The organism is Clostridium sp. FP2, assembly GCF_011065955.2.
Classification (GTDB): Bacteria; Bacillota; Clostridia; order Clostridiales; family Clostridiaceae; genus Clostridium_AD; species Clostridium_AD tagluense.
Map to the genome: position 1 here is coordinate 1,592,955 of NZ_JAAMNI020000001.1, position 16,876 is coordinate 1,609,830.

Annotated in this window: 15 protein-coding genes; 7 read left to right on the plus strand and 8 right to left on the minus strand. The window is 32.6% G+C overall.

Going from position 1 to position 16,876, the window contains the following annotated elements:
- Positions 1-84: 84 nt before the first annotated feature.
- The gene (locus G9F71_RS07340; protein WP_164951343.1) at positions 85-795 is read left to right on the plus strand and encodes a response regulator transcription factor; all 711 of its coding nucleotides are present in this window, start codon (positions 85-87) and stop codon (positions 793-795) included.
- Between the two features lie 43 nt (positions 796-838).
- A complete protein-coding gene (locus G9F71_RS07345) occupies positions 839-2,080 on the plus strand; it encodes a sensor histidine kinase (protein WP_164951344.1) in 1,242 nt (413 codons plus the stop codon).
- Between the two features lie 41 nt (positions 2,081-2,121).
- Here G9F71_RS07345 and G9F71_RS07350 read toward each other — a convergent pair whose 3' ends face one another.
- Together G9F71_RS07350 and G9F71_RS07355 are read right to left on the minus strand one after the other, a co-directional pair.
- Positions 2,122-3,174, minus strand: coding sequence for an HD-GYP domain-containing protein (locus tag G9F71_RS07350; RefSeq protein WP_164951345.1), 1,053 nt, complete (start codon positions 3,172-3,174; stop codon positions 2,122-2,124).
- Between the two features lie 220 nt (positions 3,175-3,394).
- On the minus strand, positions 3,395-3,700 hold the full coding sequence (locus G9F71_RS07355; protein WP_124997546.1) for a hypothetical protein: 306 nt from the start codon (positions 3,698-3,700) through the stop codon (positions 3,395-3,397).
- A gap of 144 nt (positions 3,701-3,844) precedes the next feature.
- On the opposite strand from G9F71_RS07355, the gene treR reads away from it, so the two are divergent.
- The 3 genes from treR (at position 3,845) to treC (ending at position 7,948) form a co-directional block, all read left to right on the plus strand.
- A complete protein-coding gene (gene treR, locus G9F71_RS07360) occupies positions 3,845-4,555 on the plus strand; it encodes a trehalose operon repressor (RefSeq protein ID WP_164951346.1) in 711 nt (236 codons plus the stop codon).
- A 205-nt stretch (positions 4,556-4,760) separates the two neighbouring features.
- A complete protein-coding gene (gene treP, locus G9F71_RS07365; protein WP_164951347.1) occupies positions 4,761-6,197 on the plus strand; it encodes a PTS system trehalose-specific EIIBC component in 1,437 nt (478 codons plus the stop codon).
- A 92-nt stretch (positions 6,198-6,289) separates the two neighbouring features.
- On the plus strand, positions 6,290-7,948 hold the full coding sequence (treC, locus tag G9F71_RS07370) for an alpha,alpha-phosphotrehalase (protein WP_164951348.1): 1,659 nt from the start codon (positions 6,290-6,292) through the stop codon (positions 7,946-7,948).
- A gap of 139 nt (positions 7,949-8,087) precedes the next feature.
- On the opposite strand, the gene G9F71_RS07375 is transcribed toward treC, so the two are convergent.
- Positions 8,088-9,563: a 4Fe-4S dicluster domain-containing protein gene (locus G9F71_RS07375; RefSeq protein WP_164951349.1), complete on the minus strand. Its 1,476-nt coding sequence runs from the start codon at positions 9,561-9,563 to the stop codon at positions 8,088-8,090.
- A gap of 374 nt (positions 9,564-9,937) precedes the next feature.
- Here G9F71_RS07375 and G9F71_RS07380 point away from each other — a divergent pair, with 374 nt between their 5' ends.
- Both G9F71_RS07380 and G9F71_RS07385 read left to right on the plus strand, forming a co-directional pair.
- Positions 9,938-10,408: a gamma-glutamylcyclotransferase gene (locus tag G9F71_RS07380; protein WP_164951350.1), complete on the plus strand. Its 471-nt coding sequence runs from the start codon at positions 9,938-9,940 to the stop codon at positions 10,406-10,408.
- Between the two features lie 21 nt (positions 10,409-10,429).
- Complete coding sequence (locus G9F71_RS07385; RefSeq protein ID WP_164951351.1) at positions 10,430-11,083, plus strand: (Fe-S)-binding protein; 654 nt, start codon at positions 10,430-10,432, stop codon at positions 11,081-11,083.
- 92 nt (positions 11,084-11,175) lie between these two features.
- Here the strand turns inward: G9F71_RS07385 and G9F71_RS07390 are convergent, their stop codons facing one another.
- From G9F71_RS07390 to G9F71_RS07410, 5 genes are all read right to left on the minus strand, one after another.
- Positions 11,176-11,880 carry an MIP/aquaporin family protein gene (locus G9F71_RS07390; RefSeq protein WP_164944980.1) on the minus strand — a complete coding sequence of 235 codons (705 nt, stop codon included), beginning with the start codon at positions 11,878-11,880 and terminating at the stop codon, positions 11,176-11,178.
- An 80-nt stretch (positions 11,881-11,960) separates the two neighbouring features.
- A complete protein-coding gene (gene glpK / locus G9F71_RS07395) occupies positions 11,961-13,454 on the minus strand; it encodes a glycerol kinase GlpK (protein ID WP_164951352.1) in 1,494 nt (497 codons plus the stop codon).
- Between the two features lie 169 nt (positions 13,455-13,623).
- Positions 13,624-13,989 (minus strand): DUF1667 domain-containing protein, encoded by a 366-nt coding sequence (locus tag G9F71_RS07400; protein WP_124997564.1) that lies wholly within the window; start codon positions 13,987-13,989, stop codon positions 13,624-13,626.
- A 6-nt stretch (positions 13,990-13,995) separates the two neighbouring features.
- Positions 13,996-15,255 (minus strand): NAD(P)/FAD-dependent oxidoreductase, encoded by a 1,260-nt coding sequence (locus G9F71_RS07405; protein ID WP_164951353.1) that lies wholly within the window; start codon positions 15,253-15,255, stop codon positions 13,996-13,998.
- Positions 15,256-15,270: 15 nt separating this feature from the next.
- The gene (locus tag G9F71_RS07410; protein WP_164951420.1) at positions 15,271-16,710 is read right to left on the minus strand and encodes an NAD(P)/FAD-dependent oxidoreductase; all 1,440 of its coding nucleotides are present in this window, start codon (positions 16,708-16,710) and stop codon (positions 15,271-15,273) included.
- Between the last annotated feature and the right edge of the window lie 166 nt (positions 16,711-16,876).

Sequence of the window (16,876 nt, forward strand, 5' to 3'; positions counted from 1 at the left end):
TATAGGTTTCCTTTAAATTAACCCATAAGTAAGGTATTATTAAGGTATTAATTGTTTGCAATATTTTAAAATGAGGTGAGAAGTATGAATAGATTATTATTAGTAGAAGATGATGAATCCTTGGCCCTTGGCATAGGATTTTCACTAGAAGATGGTGGATACGAGGTTTCCAGAGCTTCAACGGTAGAAGGTGGAAAAGAATTATTCCATTTAGAGAAGTTTGATTTGATTTTATTAGATGTTAACCTGCCTGATGGAAATGGATATGAATTATGTAAATACATAAGGAGCAAAAGTGATGTGCTCATAATATTTTTAACCGCCTGTGATGATGAGGTTAATATAGTGCAGGGGCTAGAAATAGGTGGAGATGATTATATAACAAAGCCTTTTCGCGTAAGAGAACTTTTATCAAGAATAAAGGTTTTAATAAGGCGCAACTCTAAAAATATGAACTTAGAAAATAAATCATTAGAAAATATATTGAAAAGCGAAAGTATATTTATTGATAATATAAAAGGAGCAGTAAGGAAAAATGGCGATATTATAAATCTAACAGCACAAGAATATAAGCTTTTATTAATATTTATGAATAAACCTAATGTTTTAATGAAGAGGGATGAGATATTGTGTGAATTATTAGAAGGACAAGATCCTTTTTTTGATGAAAACACACTATCTGTTTATATTAAGAGATTAAGAGAGAAAATAGAAGACAATCCTAAGGAGCCTCAGTATATAGTTAATAAACGTGGACTAGGGTATAAATGGAATAAGGATGTTGTGGCAACCTAGGTGATAAACAATTTAGAAGAAGATAATTAAGGAGCAAATTACTATGAGGAGATATTTTATTAATTCTGGACTGAAAATAAGCACGGCTGTTCTTTTGTTGTTAATGACACTATTTTTACTAATTACTTGCTTGTGTTTAAAAACCCATAATGATAATTTAAAGGCTGACTATATAAAAAGTTTAGGAGCAATTAGCGCAAGGGTAGTTGAAAAGAACCCTGAAATGGAAAAGGAGATTATACCACTTATTACAAAGGAGGTTTCTAAGGAAGAAGCTACACGTGGAAGTGTTTTTTTAAAACAATATGGGTTAACAGAAAGTGTGGAAGATGAGCTATTCCCCTATGTAAATAGGGCGATTGTAAAAAACAACTATTCAATTATTTTAATTTTTATTATTATGGCTGCTATATTATTTACACTTAATTATTTTCAATATAGTTTTTTCTATAAAAGAATAAGAAGTTTAACATTTGCTGCAAAGAAGGTAGTTGAGGGTGATTATGACATAGCTATAAATGAAAATAAAGAAGGAGATTTTTCAAAGCTGGCAAATTCTTTTAACTTTATGAGAGGAATCATTAGGAGTAATTTAAGCGAGCTTAGGCGAGAAAAACAATTTCTAGTAGAGTTGTTATCAGATATATCTCATCAGCTAAAAACTCCACTTTCATCTGTAATTTTATATAATGATATTATGATTACAAAGCAGTTGCCATCAAAGCAAAGGGAGGACTTTTTATTAAACAATCAAAACCAACTAGAAAAGATGAACTGGCTGATAAAAAACATACTTAAGCTTGCTAAATTAGATGCTAAAGCTATAGAAATAGTGAAAGAAAAACAAAGCTTAAATGAAACATTGCAAGATGCAATAGATGCACTGGAGAGCAAGGCATATGATGCACAGGTTGTGATTGATTTTAAAGAAAAAGAAGAGATAGATTTTAAGCATGATAGATTGTGGCTTGAAGAGGCACTTATTAATATTATTAAGAATGGTATAGAACATACGCCTAGAGGTGGAACAATTGATTTGGAACTTTTGGAAAACCCATTGTATACAAGAATTACAATAGAAGATACAGGAGAAGGGATAAATGAGGCTGATTTACCTAATATATTTAAGCGGTTTTATAAAGCAAAGACCTCAAAGAAAAGCGATTCTATTGGAATAGGGCTTGCCCTTTCAAAATCAATAGTTGAAGCGCATAATGGAATGATTGAAGTGCGAAGTAAGGTGGAGGTAGGAACCAGATTTATTATTACATTTGTTAAATGCTAAAGATGTATGAATGCCCTACATCTTTAGCATTAAAGTGATTATCAGATTAGCAATTTTTCAACATACAAATCTTTCTCTTTTTTTAAGTCTATGAATCCATTATCATCAAGCATAATAGGATTTGTTAAGTCATTTATTTGAATTTGGATAATCTTGCAGGAACGCTTATCGCTCAGTAGTACATTTTCACCCATATAGTAAGTTATTATCTGGTTTAAAAACATATTGCAATATATGGGATCAAGTTCTGTAATACTCTCATCTTGAATCACTTTTAGAGCTTCAAGTGGGCCTTTGATTTTTTTAGCATATCTGTTAGAGTTAAGTTCGTCAAACTCATCCGCAATTGCTATTATTTTAGCGAATTTTGGTATTTTATCATTGCTAACATGTAGAGGGTACCCAGATCCGTCCATTCTTTCATGGTGCATCAGCACTGTAAGGCCCACAGAAGGATCTAGATATGGAATTTGTTTAACAAAATGATACCCTACCACGGGGTGTGTCTTTAAAGTATCAGATTCATCAGAGGTTAGATTCTCTTTTTTGTTTAGAATATCCTTACTTATTTCTAGTTTACCAAAATCATGCAATATTGCCGAATAGGTTAATAAACCTAGTTCTTTTTCATCAAGCCCTAACCATTTGCCTAGTATAAAACTAATAGCGGCTACATTTACGCTATGCCTATAAATTGAATCATTTCCACTACCATAGAAGATTATATTTCTAATAACTATCCCCGTTGCTGTGAATTCCTGCTGAATATTTTGTGAGAAAGTTCTTAGTTCGTTCATTTGAGGAACATCTAAGGTAGATATATTATCAAATATATTTTCTAAATTAGAAGAAAATTCATTAAAGGTACTTTCAAGTTCTTTTACGGTTTTAAGTTTCAAAGACTTGCTTGAATTATCTTCTAAATAAACCTCTAGCTCATCAATAGGATAGTTCTTTTTTAGATTGATTAGTATTGATTCTGTAATAGCGATACCACTACCTAGCAATATATTACCTTGAATGGTTATATCGTTGGCAGAAATCATTCCTACCTGTAGTTCATTAATTGGTAATGTTTTTTTGAACGATAACATAAATTCACCTCATATTTGATTTTTTAGCATAACATATTAAATTATTTCATATTATTATCATTATTGAATATATGACATTTATGTATATATTATCGTGTTAATTATATTTTTCTAAAGGGTTTTATTGCAAATAAATAGATTTTTCTATATTTTTTTTGCTTATACTCAATTTTATATTCGAATTATTCAAAATGAAATCATTCTGCTTAAGAAAAATGTTCTAAATCTTAGTTTTTTTTCGTATTATCTTTTGTATATTTGAGAATAAACCCAGAAGAACTCCCATTAGAATGGATTGAATCCCATAGGTAAAAGTGTTAGATATACGCAAAATCATTGATAATGTTCCGACTACTATTGCACTAAGTACTAAAGATATTGTTATAAAAGCAAATAATCCTAAAAAATTAGTTATTTTAAGCTTTGTTTGCACTTTATTGCTAATTAATAGTTTTTTATCAAAGTAAATAAATAGACCAGCTGGAACTAATAGTAGTAGTAGTTTTATTAGCATGTTTGTATCCATGTTTTATCATCTCCTGTGTAATATTAAGCTTATTAAAATTATAACACAGTATTAAACAACCTAGTGATAATTAAAACACTCTTAATTCTTAGGGGTTTTATGATATAATTAATTTTATATGATTTTACTTTATGGAGGATTGAAATGAAAAAACTATACACAGATATATATGATAATATAAAAAAAAATATTGTTAAGGGAATTTATACACCAGGAGAAAAGCTACCTTCAGAAAATGATTTTTGTAAAGAGTTTGGAGCAAGTCGTGGAACTGTTAGAAAAGCACTTGAGATGCTTGCAGAGGAAGGCCTTGTTAATAGTCTTCATGGAAAAGGCGTATTTGTTTTAGAAAATGATTTTATTAATTTCTCTTTTGGTGGGCTCGTAAGTTTTAAGGAAGCCAGTGAAAGTAGCAAGCAAAAATTTAGTACCACGGTACCTAAATTTGAGGAAGTTATTATAGATGAAGCAATAAGCAAAAAAAGTAATTTAGCTATTGGAAAGGAAGCTTATAAATTATATAGAGTGCGCAGTTTAGAAGATGAAAAAATAATTTTTGATATTAATTATTTTTTGAAGGATATAGTACAAGGACTAACAGTGGAAATTGGAGAAAAATCTATTTATGAATATATTGAAGAGAGTTTAAATGTAAAAATAGGTTTTGCTAGTAAAGTTATTCAAGTTGAAACTGCTACTTTAAGAGATAAATTAAATTTAGATATGAAATCTTATAATTTTGTTGTGGTGGTTAAAAATTATGTATACTTAAGTGATGGAACACAATTTGAATATACTGAATCACGCCATCGCCCAGATCGTTTTGTGTTTTCTGATTTTGCTCGTCGCCGATAAGGCGATTTTTTTTATGCTTTCATATATAAATTAAATATTTTCGTATCGTTTACATTTTTTTAGTTAAATCTATTGACTAACTTGTATATATGAGTTAATATGAAAATATAAAGAACTTGTACAGACAAGCTGTGCATATAAGTTTTAGCGAAATTTCAGCATTGAAGTGCATTAAAGATAAAAAAATTAAACAGGGGGAATTTTTATGAGTAAATTCACAGAAGATTCAAAACAATTACTAGAACACATTGGTGGTAGCGAAAACATTGTAGCAGTATCCCATTGTGCCACCCGTATGAGATTTGTTTTAAAGGAGGATAAAAAAGCAGATATTAAAAAAATCAAAAGTATTAAATCTGTAAAAGGAACATTTGCACAGGCTGGACAATTTCAAGTTATTATAGGAAATGAAGTTCCTGATTTTTATAATGAGTTTGTGAGAGTGTCAGGAGTAGATGGGGTTAGTAAGGATAAGGCGAAGGATGCAGCAAAAGGTAACATGAATTTTATTCAACGAATGCTTGCTAATTTAGCAGAAATATTTACACCACTTATTCCAGCACTAATAGTTGGAGGTTTGATATTAGGCTTTCGTAACGTAATTGGAGATATCAAATTACTTGAAGGTGGAACTAAAACAATAACTCAGCTGTATCCATTTTGGGCTGGAGTTCATTCCTTCTTGTGGTTAATTGGTGAAGCTATATTTTTCTACTTACCAGTAGGAATAACTTGGTCTATTTCTAAAAAGATGGGCACAACTCAAATACTAGGAATTGTATTAGGTCTTACTTTAGTATCTCCTCAGCTTTTAAATGCCTATGATGTAGCAAAGACTGCTGCAGATAAAATTCCGTTTTGGGATTTTGGGACTTTCCACATTCAAATGGTAGGGTATCAAGCGCAAGTTATCCCAGCCATCCTTGCAGGTTTTGTTTTAGCAATATTAGAAAAGAATGTGCGTAAGATTGTTCCAGAATATATATCTATGATAGTAGTACCTTTTCTAGCATTGGTGCCAACTGTAATAATAGCACATACTGTTTTAGGCCCAATAGGTTGGGCGATAGGTTCAGCTATATCAGGTGTAGTGTACAGCAGTTTGACTTCTGCTTTTGGATGGTTATTTGCAGCGGTTTTTGGATTCTTTTATGCCCCCTTAGTAATTACAGGGCTACATCATATGTCAAATGCTATTGATCTGCAACTTATGGCTGAGTTTGGCGGAACAAATTTATGGCCAATGATTGCATTGTCAAACATAGCTCAAGGATCTGCAGTTGTAGCAATGATATTTATAAACAAAAAAACTAAACCAGAAGAAGAACAAGTGTCAATTCCAGCTGCTATTTCATGTTACCTAGGAGTAACTGAGCCAGCTATGTTTGGTATTAATTTAAAATACGTATATCCATTCCTAGCAGCTATGGTAGGATCAGCAATTGCAGGGGTAATATCTGTAGCCTCAGGAGTTATGGCAAACTCCATTGGTGTTGGTGGACTTCCCGGTATATTATCTATTCAACCTAAATATATGTTGGTTTTCTCATTGGCAATGCTGGTTGCAATAGTGGTTCCCTTTATATTAACTCTTGTTCTTTCTAAAACAAAATTTGCAGCAAAGTTTGCACCAGAGGATTAAACATTAAGTAACTATAAATTTATAATGTATATAAAAGGAATATTTCATATAAATCCTTTTATATGCATTCATTTAAAGGAGTATCAGAGTTTATGAAAGATTTTAAAAAAAGTGTGGTTTATCAAATTTATCCTAGATCATTTAAGGATTCAAATGGAGATGGAATTGGTGATTTAAAAGGTGTTACTGAAAAATTAAATTATTTAAAAGAATTGGGAGTAGACTATATATGGTTAACACCATTTTATAATTCACCTCAAAAGGACAATGGTTATGATGTATCGGATTATTGCAGTATTGATAGTAATTTTGGAACTATGGAAGATTTTGATGAAATGGTTATAGCAGCTAAAAAATTAGGCATAGATGTTATGCTAGATATGGTATTTAACCATACATCTACAAAGCATAAATGGTTTCAAAAGGCTATAAAGGGCGATGAAAAATATAAAAATTACTATATATTTAAACAAGCTGTTGATGGGAAACAGCCAACTAATTGGATTTCCAAGTTTGGAGGTTCTGCTTGGGAATATACAGAAGAATTCAATGAATACTATTTACATTTATTTGACAAAACACAAGCAGATCTTAATTGGGAAAATCAAGAATTGAAACAAGAAGTATTTCAAGTGGTTAATTTTTGGATAGAAAAAGGTGTAAAGGGATTTCGTTTTGATGTAATTAACTTAATTTCAAAACCAGAAAAATATGAAGATGATTATACAGGCGATGGTCGCCGTTTTTATACAGATGGTCCTAAAATTCATGAATATTTAAAACAACTTAATAAGGAAAGTTTTGGAAAACATGAAGATATTATTACAGTTGGAGAAATGTCTTCAACAACTATAGAAAATTGTGGTAAATATTCAAATCCAAAGGAAAAGGAATTGTCTATGGTATTTAATTTTCATCATCTTAAAGTGGATTATAAAAATGGTGATAAGTGGAGTTTGATGGATTTTGATTTTTTAGGGTTAAAACAAATTCTTAATGACTGGCAGGTTGGTATTGAGGAAAGTAATGGTTGGAATGCACTATTTTGGTGCAATCATGATCAGCCCCGGATTGTGTCTCGTTTTGGAGATGATAAAAAATACCATAGTGAATCTGCAAAAATGCTGGCAACAACGCTACATATGTTAAGAGGAACACCTTATATTTATCAAGGCGAAGAGTTTGGTATGACAAATCCATATTTTGATAAAATTGAGTTATATAAAGATGTAGAATCGATTAATTGTTATAATATTTTAAAAGATGAGGGTATGGATAATAAAGAAATAATTAAAATCTTGCAATCAAAATCAAGAGATAATTCCCGTACTCCAGTTCAATGGAATGATAATGTAAATGCTGGTTTTACTGCAGGGACACCGCTTATATCAATAAGTAGCAATTATAAGAAAATAAATGCTGAGAATGCATTAAAGGACGAAGATTCTATTTTTTATCACTACAAGAAGCTTATAAAGCTTAGAAAAAAATATGATATAATTGCCTATGGTGATTTTGAGATTATATTAGAAGAGGATCCACAGATATTTGCTTATGTTCGTTCAATGAAGAAGGAAAGACTTTTAGTTATAAATAATTTTTATGGGAAAGAAGTTAATTTTATATTGCCAGAAGGTTTAAAATTTAAGGGCAAATCCACTATTTTAATATCAAATTATAAAGATACTGAAAATAATATTGAAAAACTAACTTTAAGACCATATGAAGCTATTGTTTTTTATATAAAATAGAATCTGAAGTTATAGTATCTAGATTTTTAAAGGGAATTAATGAAATAATGCATAAAAGAGCATAAACTATTTTTAGTTTATGCTCTTTTATAAAGATTATTTTATAATTGGATAGAATATTAATTTTAAAGATAAATTATTATTTAGACATAAAGTCTTTGCCACGATGTAAATCAATTTCATCTAATTTAATTACTCTCAATGAATCACTGACATCTTTTTCTAAGGCTAACTGCCCATATTTATCTACTTCTTTTTTATCCTTTGGACCATGATTAAGGGAGGCTGGCCCACCTATACATCCACCACTACAGGCCATTCCTTCTATGAAATTACCGTTTAATCTGTTGAATTTCAATAATTTTAGTGCTTTATCGCATTCAATAAGGCCATCACAACTTATAGGTGTAAACTCAAGTGAAGTATTTTCAGCTTCTACTAAATGTTTTACAGCTTCTGTAAGACCACCTGATTTAGCAAAAATTCTTCCATAGAAAGAAGCATTGTTTAAGGGAAGTTCCTCGCATTCTAGAAGATCTATGTCAAAAGCATCAAGCATTGCCTGAAGCTCCTCAAAAGTCATTGCATAATCAGTAATGCCTTTTATATCGGCCTCATTTATTTCCATTTTTTTAGCCGTACAAGGTCCCATAAATACAATTTTAGCTAGTGGGTCTGTATTTCTAATTAGTTTAGAAATTGCTATCATTGGTGAAACCGTGTTTGAAACATATTTGCCGAGTTCTGGGTAGTTTTTCTTAATGTAAGACACAAAAGCTGGGCAACAAGAGCTTGTCATAGCTTTGAGCTGCTCAATATTTTCTAAAAATTCGCTTGTTTCATTTTGTGCTACCATATCTGCACCAAGGGCGACCTCTATGACATCTTGAAAACCCATTTTCTTTATTCCTGAGACTACTTGACCAATTTTAGCATAAGTAAATTGGCTAGAAATTGCAGGTGCAACTATGGCATATACATGTTTATTTTTATCTTCTTTTGCTGCTAGCAATAAATTAGTAATCTCTACTACTGAAGATTTATCCATAATTGCACCAAAAGGGCATTGATAAACGCAAGCACCGCATTGTATACATTTCTGATTATTAATTACCGCCTTTTTATCTTCATCAATGCTTAAAGCACCTGCATTACAAGCCCTAATACAAGGCCTTTTAACATCAGAGATTGCATTGTATGGACAAACATCTCTGCATTTACCGCATTCAATACATTTGTTGGTGTCAATATAAGAGCGTCTATTTATAGAGTGAATTGCACCAACTGGGCATACTTGAACACATTTGTGGGTTAGACAACCTCTGCAAGCTTCAGTAACAGTAAATCGTTGTATGGGGCATTCGTCACAAGCAATATTTATTACTTCAACAACATTTTTATTTTTTTTATCTCCACCCATTACAAGTTTTATTCTCTCACCAATAATTGCTCTTTCCTTATGAATGCAACAACGGGTTCTTGCTTTGGGTCCTGGAACAAGTACCTTAAATAGATTTTTACCTTCTTTTTTTAGAGTTCCTTTAATAGAAAGCTTAACTACTTCTCTTATTACCTCATATTTTATAAGCTGTATATCATTATCGAAAGTTTTCATATTTATCGCCGCTCCTATTTTTACAATATTGTGATATAAATACTAAATTCTAAAATTCAAACAGGGAGCAAAGTATATTTACTGTTTTCATAAATATATATATTACTCCAGGTAAATTGTTTTAATTACATAAGAATAATATCATTATGTTAATAAATTATCAAGTTGTTTCATTTGGTATTAGCAAGGGAGTGAGGTGTTCATATTGTTTTTTTAGAGTTAATATATCTTTTTAAATCATAGTTTATTATAAAATAACTAGGAACTGCATATATCAACACACCTATTATAAATTTTTGCTCACAAATGGATTATTTAAAGTGATATAATCTATATAACGCAATTAAGAATAACAATTTATGGAGGGGTGTAATATGGTAGGTAAATTTCAAACAGGGGGAGAAAATATTCAATCTGGAAGTAGTTTAGAGGAATACATTAGTAAAATCAAAGAAGCTGTAGATGAATTATCTGAATCAATAGTGGTTTTTGTCTATGGAACACTTATGAGTGGAAATAGTAATCATGAAAGATACCTGTCAAAGGCTAGATTTGCAGGAGATGTTATAGCAGAAGGATTTGCACTATACGATTTAGGTAGTTACCCTGGAATAATTCACAGTGAGAATGATAATGTTAAAGGCCAGCTTTATATTATTGATAGTAGAATATTGAGCGAACTAGATATACTTGAGGAAGAAGGAAGTTTATACATAAAAAAATTAATTAACGTAGTCAATTATAGGAATGAGACTCAAGAAGCATATGTCTATGTGTATAATCATGATGTTTCAGGAAAAGTTAAAGTTGATTATGAAAGCCAACCTTGGGGATTAAAAATTTAAAAAGATTGGTAGGAGATTATTATGAAAAAAGTATTTGCACCAGGGTGTGCTTTAATGATTTACAAACCAGAGCTAGGGAGAAAAGTGCTAGATTTTTTAAATAATGATTTAGGAAAGATAGATGAATATTTAATTTGCTGTAGACATGAACCAACTTTAGACAGAGGGACACAAATAATAAATACTTGTTCTGGTTGCGATAGACGTTATAGAGAGCTCTATGAAGGAATAACAACAATTTCACTTTGGGAGGTATTAGCTGAGAGTAAAACATTTTCATTTCCTGATTACAAAGGAAAAGAAATGGCAATTCTGGATGCATGTCCTACAAGGCATCAGGAGAGAATTCATAATGCAGTAAGAGTGTTATTGAAAAGGATGAATATCATTGTGTTAGAGCCAGAAAAAACAAGAACAAAGGGTACTTGCTGTGGAGATAGTTTTTACGGTGTTCTTCCTCTGGAGCAAGTTAAAGATAAAATGAAAGAGCGTGCTGGAGAGATGCCAGCTGCTGATGTTGTTGTTTATTGTGTTTCCTGCTCTAAATCAATATATATAGGAGGTAAGAAACCTAGATATTTAGTAGACCTTTTATTTGGAGAGGATACAATCCCTGGTACTTTTGGACCAGATGAGTGGCATGGGCAGATTAATGATTTCATAAATGAACATTAAATAATTAATTAAAGCCGAAGCCTCCATGTTTGATGGAGGCTTCGGCTTTTGTTAAATATATTTTTTTATACAACAAAGTTTAAATTATAGATTTAACCAAATAGAGCAACTACTGCTAGTGCACCTGCGATGCCACCGCAAATAGGAGCGACTACTGGTATCCATGCATATCCCCAATCAGAATCTCCTTTACCAGCTATTGGCAATATAGCATGAGCTATTCTTGGTCCTAAATCTCTGGCAGGATTAATAGCATATCCAGTTGTACCGCCTAAAGATAAACCTATTACTAAAATGATAAATGCGGCAATAAGTGGTCCAAATCCAGGAGATGATTTTGTTTGAGCAACTCCAAGTAATGTAAATACTAATACAAATGTACCAATAAATTCTGATATAAAGTTTGATGGTGTATGTCTAATTGCAGGTGCTGTACAAAATACAGCAAGTTTTCCTGCTTTGTCATCTGTAACTGCCCAATGAGGATAATACATTATCCAAACAAGAACTCCGCCGACTATAGCTCCAAGCATCTCAGCTATGATATAACCAGGTACTACAGACCAGGATAATTTGCCAATTACAGCCAAGGCTAAAGTAAGTGCAGGATTAAAAGATGCTCCGCTTACTGTAAATATGTAAGCTGGAACTCCGACTGCAAATGCCCAACCAAAACAAATAACTATCCATCCAGAGTTATTTCCTTTTGTCTTATTGAGAACTACATTTGCAACTACACCATCACCAAGAAGAATAAGTAACATTGTTCCAAAAAACTCTGCTAAATATATTAGCATATTATTATACCCCCTATATAATTTATTTGATTCAGAACTAAAATGTACACTACATTTTAGTTCTGATATTTACATTTTCTTTATTTTTCCACCCAGTCCATTGATCTTCCAACAGCCTTATGCCAACCTTTTAAAAGTTTTACTCTTTTTTCTTCTCCCATTTTTGATTCAAAGGATTTTGAAAGTGCCCAGTTTTTTGCGATTTCTTCTTGATCTTTCCAATATCCAACTGCAAGTCCTGCCAAATATGCAGCGCCAAGGGCTGTTGTTTCAATAACTTCTGGTCTGTCAACTTGAACATCTAATATATCTGATTGGAACTGCATTAAGAAGTTATTAGCACAGGCGCCACCATCAACTTTTAAAGCCTTAAGTGTAATACCTGAATCTTCTTGCATAGCTTTTAATACATCATTTGTCTGATAAGCTAAGGATTCAAGAGCGGCTCTTATGAAGTGTTCTTTCTTGGTGCCGCGAGTTAACCCGACTACGGCTCCTCTTGCATATGGATCCCAATAAGGTGCGCCAAGTCCGACGAAGGCTGGAACCATGTATACACCGTTTGTATCTTCAACAGCGGTAGCATATTCTTCTGATTCAGGTGCGGTCTTTATCATTCGAAGTTCATCTCTTAACCATTGAATAGTTGCTCCTGCAACAAATACACTTCCCTCAAGAGCGTAGTTAACTTTGCCATTAATACCATAGGCTATAGTTGTAAGCAAACCGTTGTGGGAATCAACTGCTTTTTCACCAGTGTTCATTAATAAGAAGCAACCAGTACCATAGGTGTTTTTAGCTGTTCCTGCTTGATAACAGGTTTGTCCAAATAAAGCAGCTTGTTGATCACCGGCGGCTCCTGCTATTGCTATAGGAGAACCAAATATTGAATTATCAGTATATCCATAAAGACAACTTGATGGTTTTACCTGCGCAAGCATTGATTTAGGGATATCTAAAGTACTAAGTAGTTCATCGTCCCATGTAAGTTTATGAATGTTATATAGCATTGTTCTGGAAGCGTTTGTATAATCTGTTACATGAACCTCTCCTCTGGTTAATTTCCAAATTAACCAGGTATCTATAGTACCAAATATTAAATTGCCTTTTTCAGCTTCGTCTCTAGCACCATTAACGTTATCAAGTATCCATTTTATTTTTGTTCCAGAAAAATAAGCATCAAGTATAAGGCCAGTTTTCTCTCTTACCACTTTATCAAAACCAGTAGCTTTTAATTCATCACAAGTACCAGCTGTTCTTCTACACTGCCAAACTATTGCGTTGTATACAGGAACTCCAGTGTGTTTATTCCAAACTACTGTAGTTTCTCTTTGGTTTGTGATACCGATAGAGGCGATATCTTCTGCTGTTACATTGATTTTAGCCATAGCTTCTTGTGCCACACCTAATTGAGTAGCCCAAATTTCCATAGGATCATGCTCAACCCAACCTGCACTCGGAAATATCTGTGTAAATTCTTTTTGTGCTACACTTGCAATTAGTCCTTCTTTGTTAAACAAAATGCATCTTGAACTTGTTGTTCCTTGGTCTAATGCCATTACATACTTAGCCATAAATTTTTACACTCCTTCTTGAATTTATTGGAAAACGTTTACTTGAAGTTTGTATAAACACGGTATTATATTCATTAATACCGTGAATTTAACAATAATTAATTTGCCATCAAGGTGGAACTTGACACATGCCATTTGCCACCTTGATGGCACTATGCTACAAAGAACATTATGCCTCTTCAATATCCTTAGTTGCTATAATATTTACGCCTGTGTTAAGTACGTTTTTCAGTACTACATCACCTATATGGATGGGAGCTTTTACTGAAAGATTTTTTAATGCTCCTACACAGTCATAAATCAAATTCTTTGGAATATCCTTCTCAGTCTTTACAGGAAGTATCGCACTTTTTCCGTTTGTTACTAAAACAGATGATGTAACAACTCTTGTTGGATTTGTACATTCCTTCTTACCATAGTTTTCACCGATTTTACAGGTATTGCCGGATACACTTATAACTTCATTGCCAGAAAGCTCTACTGTAAGAGCACAACCCACTGGACAGCCTATGCAAGTCAATTCTCTAGTACTCATAATATACTACTCCTTTTCTACTTTTATAGTAATCTTCGTACATTCACTATATTTATCAAAAACTGCTTTAGTTAATTTAAAACTTTCCATTTCGCCAGGGGTCAAAATCTTCTTTTTCAAATGCATTTCTAAAGCATCATCAAAGTATACGGATATATAAGAATTTTTATAGACCTCGCCTACTCTAAATCTAACATCTATTCCATTACCGATATTTTCAGCATTGATAGTCGTTGGTACTGTATATCTAACACCACCTGTTGCGAAAATTGGAATCCCAATTCCCTCGTGGTGAATTCCATTTATATAATCTGCGGCATTTCTACCAGCAGTGTAGCTTTCAGTAGTTACATTGTCTACCAAATCGTGAACATGAAGCACATTACCACAGGTAAATATACCAGAAATACTTGTCTGCATACTTTCATCAACCTCAGGTCCTCCAGTAACTCTAGAAAGTTTAACATTTGCTTTTCTAGAAAGTTCATTTTCAGGTAGAAGTCCAACAGATAAGAGTAATGTATCGCAAGGAATATATTCCTCAGTGCCAGCAATTATCTTTCTCTTATCATCAACTGCAGCTATTGTAACTCCAGAAAGTCTATCTCCACCATGTATATTTATTATAGTGTGGCTTAATTTTAGTGGAATATCAAAATCGTCTAAGCACTGTACAATATTCCTCTTAAGTCCACTTGAATGGGGCATAAGTTCTATACAAGCTTTTACTTTTGCTCCTTCTAGGGTCATTCTTCTTGCCATTATAAGTCCGATATCTCCGGAACCAAGGATTACTACTTCTTTGCCTGGCATTAAGCCTTCCACATTAACATATTTTTGAGCTGTTCCTGCTGTATAAATACCTGAACATCTTGAGCCTGGTATGTTTAAAGCTCCCCTTGGTCTTTCACGACAGCCCATTGCAAGTATTATTGCTTTTGCCTTAATCTCAAGAATACCGTCCTGCGCATTTACTGCAGTAACTTGTTTATTATCATTTACATCCAAAACCATAGTATCTAGCTTATATTCAATGCCAAGACTAACAACCTTGTCAATAAATCGTTTTGAATATTCAGGACCAGTTAATTCTTCTTTAAAGGTATGAAGACCGAAACCATTATGAATACATTGATTTAGAATACCACCTAATTGGTCATCTCTTTCTATAATTAAAATGCTATTTATGCCTTGATCCTTTGCAGAAACCGCAGCTGCAAGTCCTGCTGGACCGCCACCTATTATGACTAAATCATATTCTTGCATATTTATTCCTCCAATTTATAGTAAGTCTTTATTTTTGCCAGTTATTAAAATAGAATTCCCACCTGATTTTGTAACCTGGTCGCGAGGTATATTAAGTTCTTTTGATAGTATGTCTACAACTCTTGTAGCACAAAAGCCTGATTGGCATCTCCCCATTCCAGCTCTTGTACGTCTTTTAACTCCATCAAGTGTTGTTGCTCCAAGGGGTCTTCTTATTGAATCTATAATTTCGCCTTCAGTTACGGTTTCACACCTGCAAATAATTTTACCGTATTCAGGTATTTCTTTAATTATTTCTTTTCGCTCTTCATTTGACATTTCTCTAAATTTTCTTATACCTTGTCGTATAGGATTAAATTCTGAATTTTTTTCAGGTGTTAATTTTCCTATTACTATATCAGCTACCATTACAGCAATGCTTGGAGCACTAGTTAAACCTGGTGAATCAATTGATGCTACATTAATAAAGTTTTTAGCATCAATTGCCTCCCCAATTATAAAATCATTTCCACTATTTTTTGCTCTATTACCTGCAAAAGAGGTTATTACCATATTCATAGGAAGTGGCTCTTGAATGCTGAGTCCTGCGTTTAATAAAATATCATCAATACCTTCCTTAGTTGTACAAAGATTATTTTTGCTTTCTACATCTACAGCATCAGGACCAACGAGCAGATTGCCATCCACAGTAGGTGTAACTAAAACACCTTTTCCAAGTTTAGTTGGAAGTTGGAAAATAGTTTTTGTAACTAAATCTCCTACAGCTTTATCAAATAAAACGTATTCTCCTCGTTTTGGAAGTATTTTAAACTTGTGATCGCTTACCATATTATTAATTTCATCCGAGAACAAACCAGCTGCGTTTATGATTATTTTTGTTTCAATGATACCTTTATTAGTTTTTATAATATAATTATTTGATTTTTTTTCTATATCAATGACTCCAGTTTCAAATTCAAATTTCACACCGTTGTTATATGCGTTTTCTGCCATAGCAATAGTCATTTCATATGGACAAACTATTCCACCTGTTGGAGCATATAGTGCAGCAACACATTTTTTAGTTATATTAGGTTCCATTTCGCGAACCTGATCCCCAGTAAGAATAACTAAACCAGGTACTCCGTTTTTTTCTCCTTGATGAAGTAAATTTTCTAGATCTCCTAGGTGCTGTTTGTCAAAACATAAAACCAATGATCCATTTCTCTTAAATGGGAAATCTAATTCCTTGGCAAGGTCTGTATACATTGCATTACCTAGGGCGTTTAATTTCCCCTTCAGAGTACTTGGATCTGCATCATGCCCTGCATGAACAATAGCACTATTTGCCTTTGAGGTTCCAGAACCCACATCACTAGATTTATCAAGTACACATGTTTTCAAATTATATTTAGATAGCTCTCTTGAAATGGAGCATCCCACAATACCAGCACCAATAATAGTTACATCAAACATCATATTACCTCCTAAACGCAAACAAAAAGAGAACCTTGAAAAATAGGTATAAAATACCTATAGATCAAGGCTCTCTTCTCTTCGCCTCTAAATTATTTAATTTAATGCTAACATAATAATTAAACAATTGCAAGAGTAAATAATTATAAAACCAAATAATGTATAT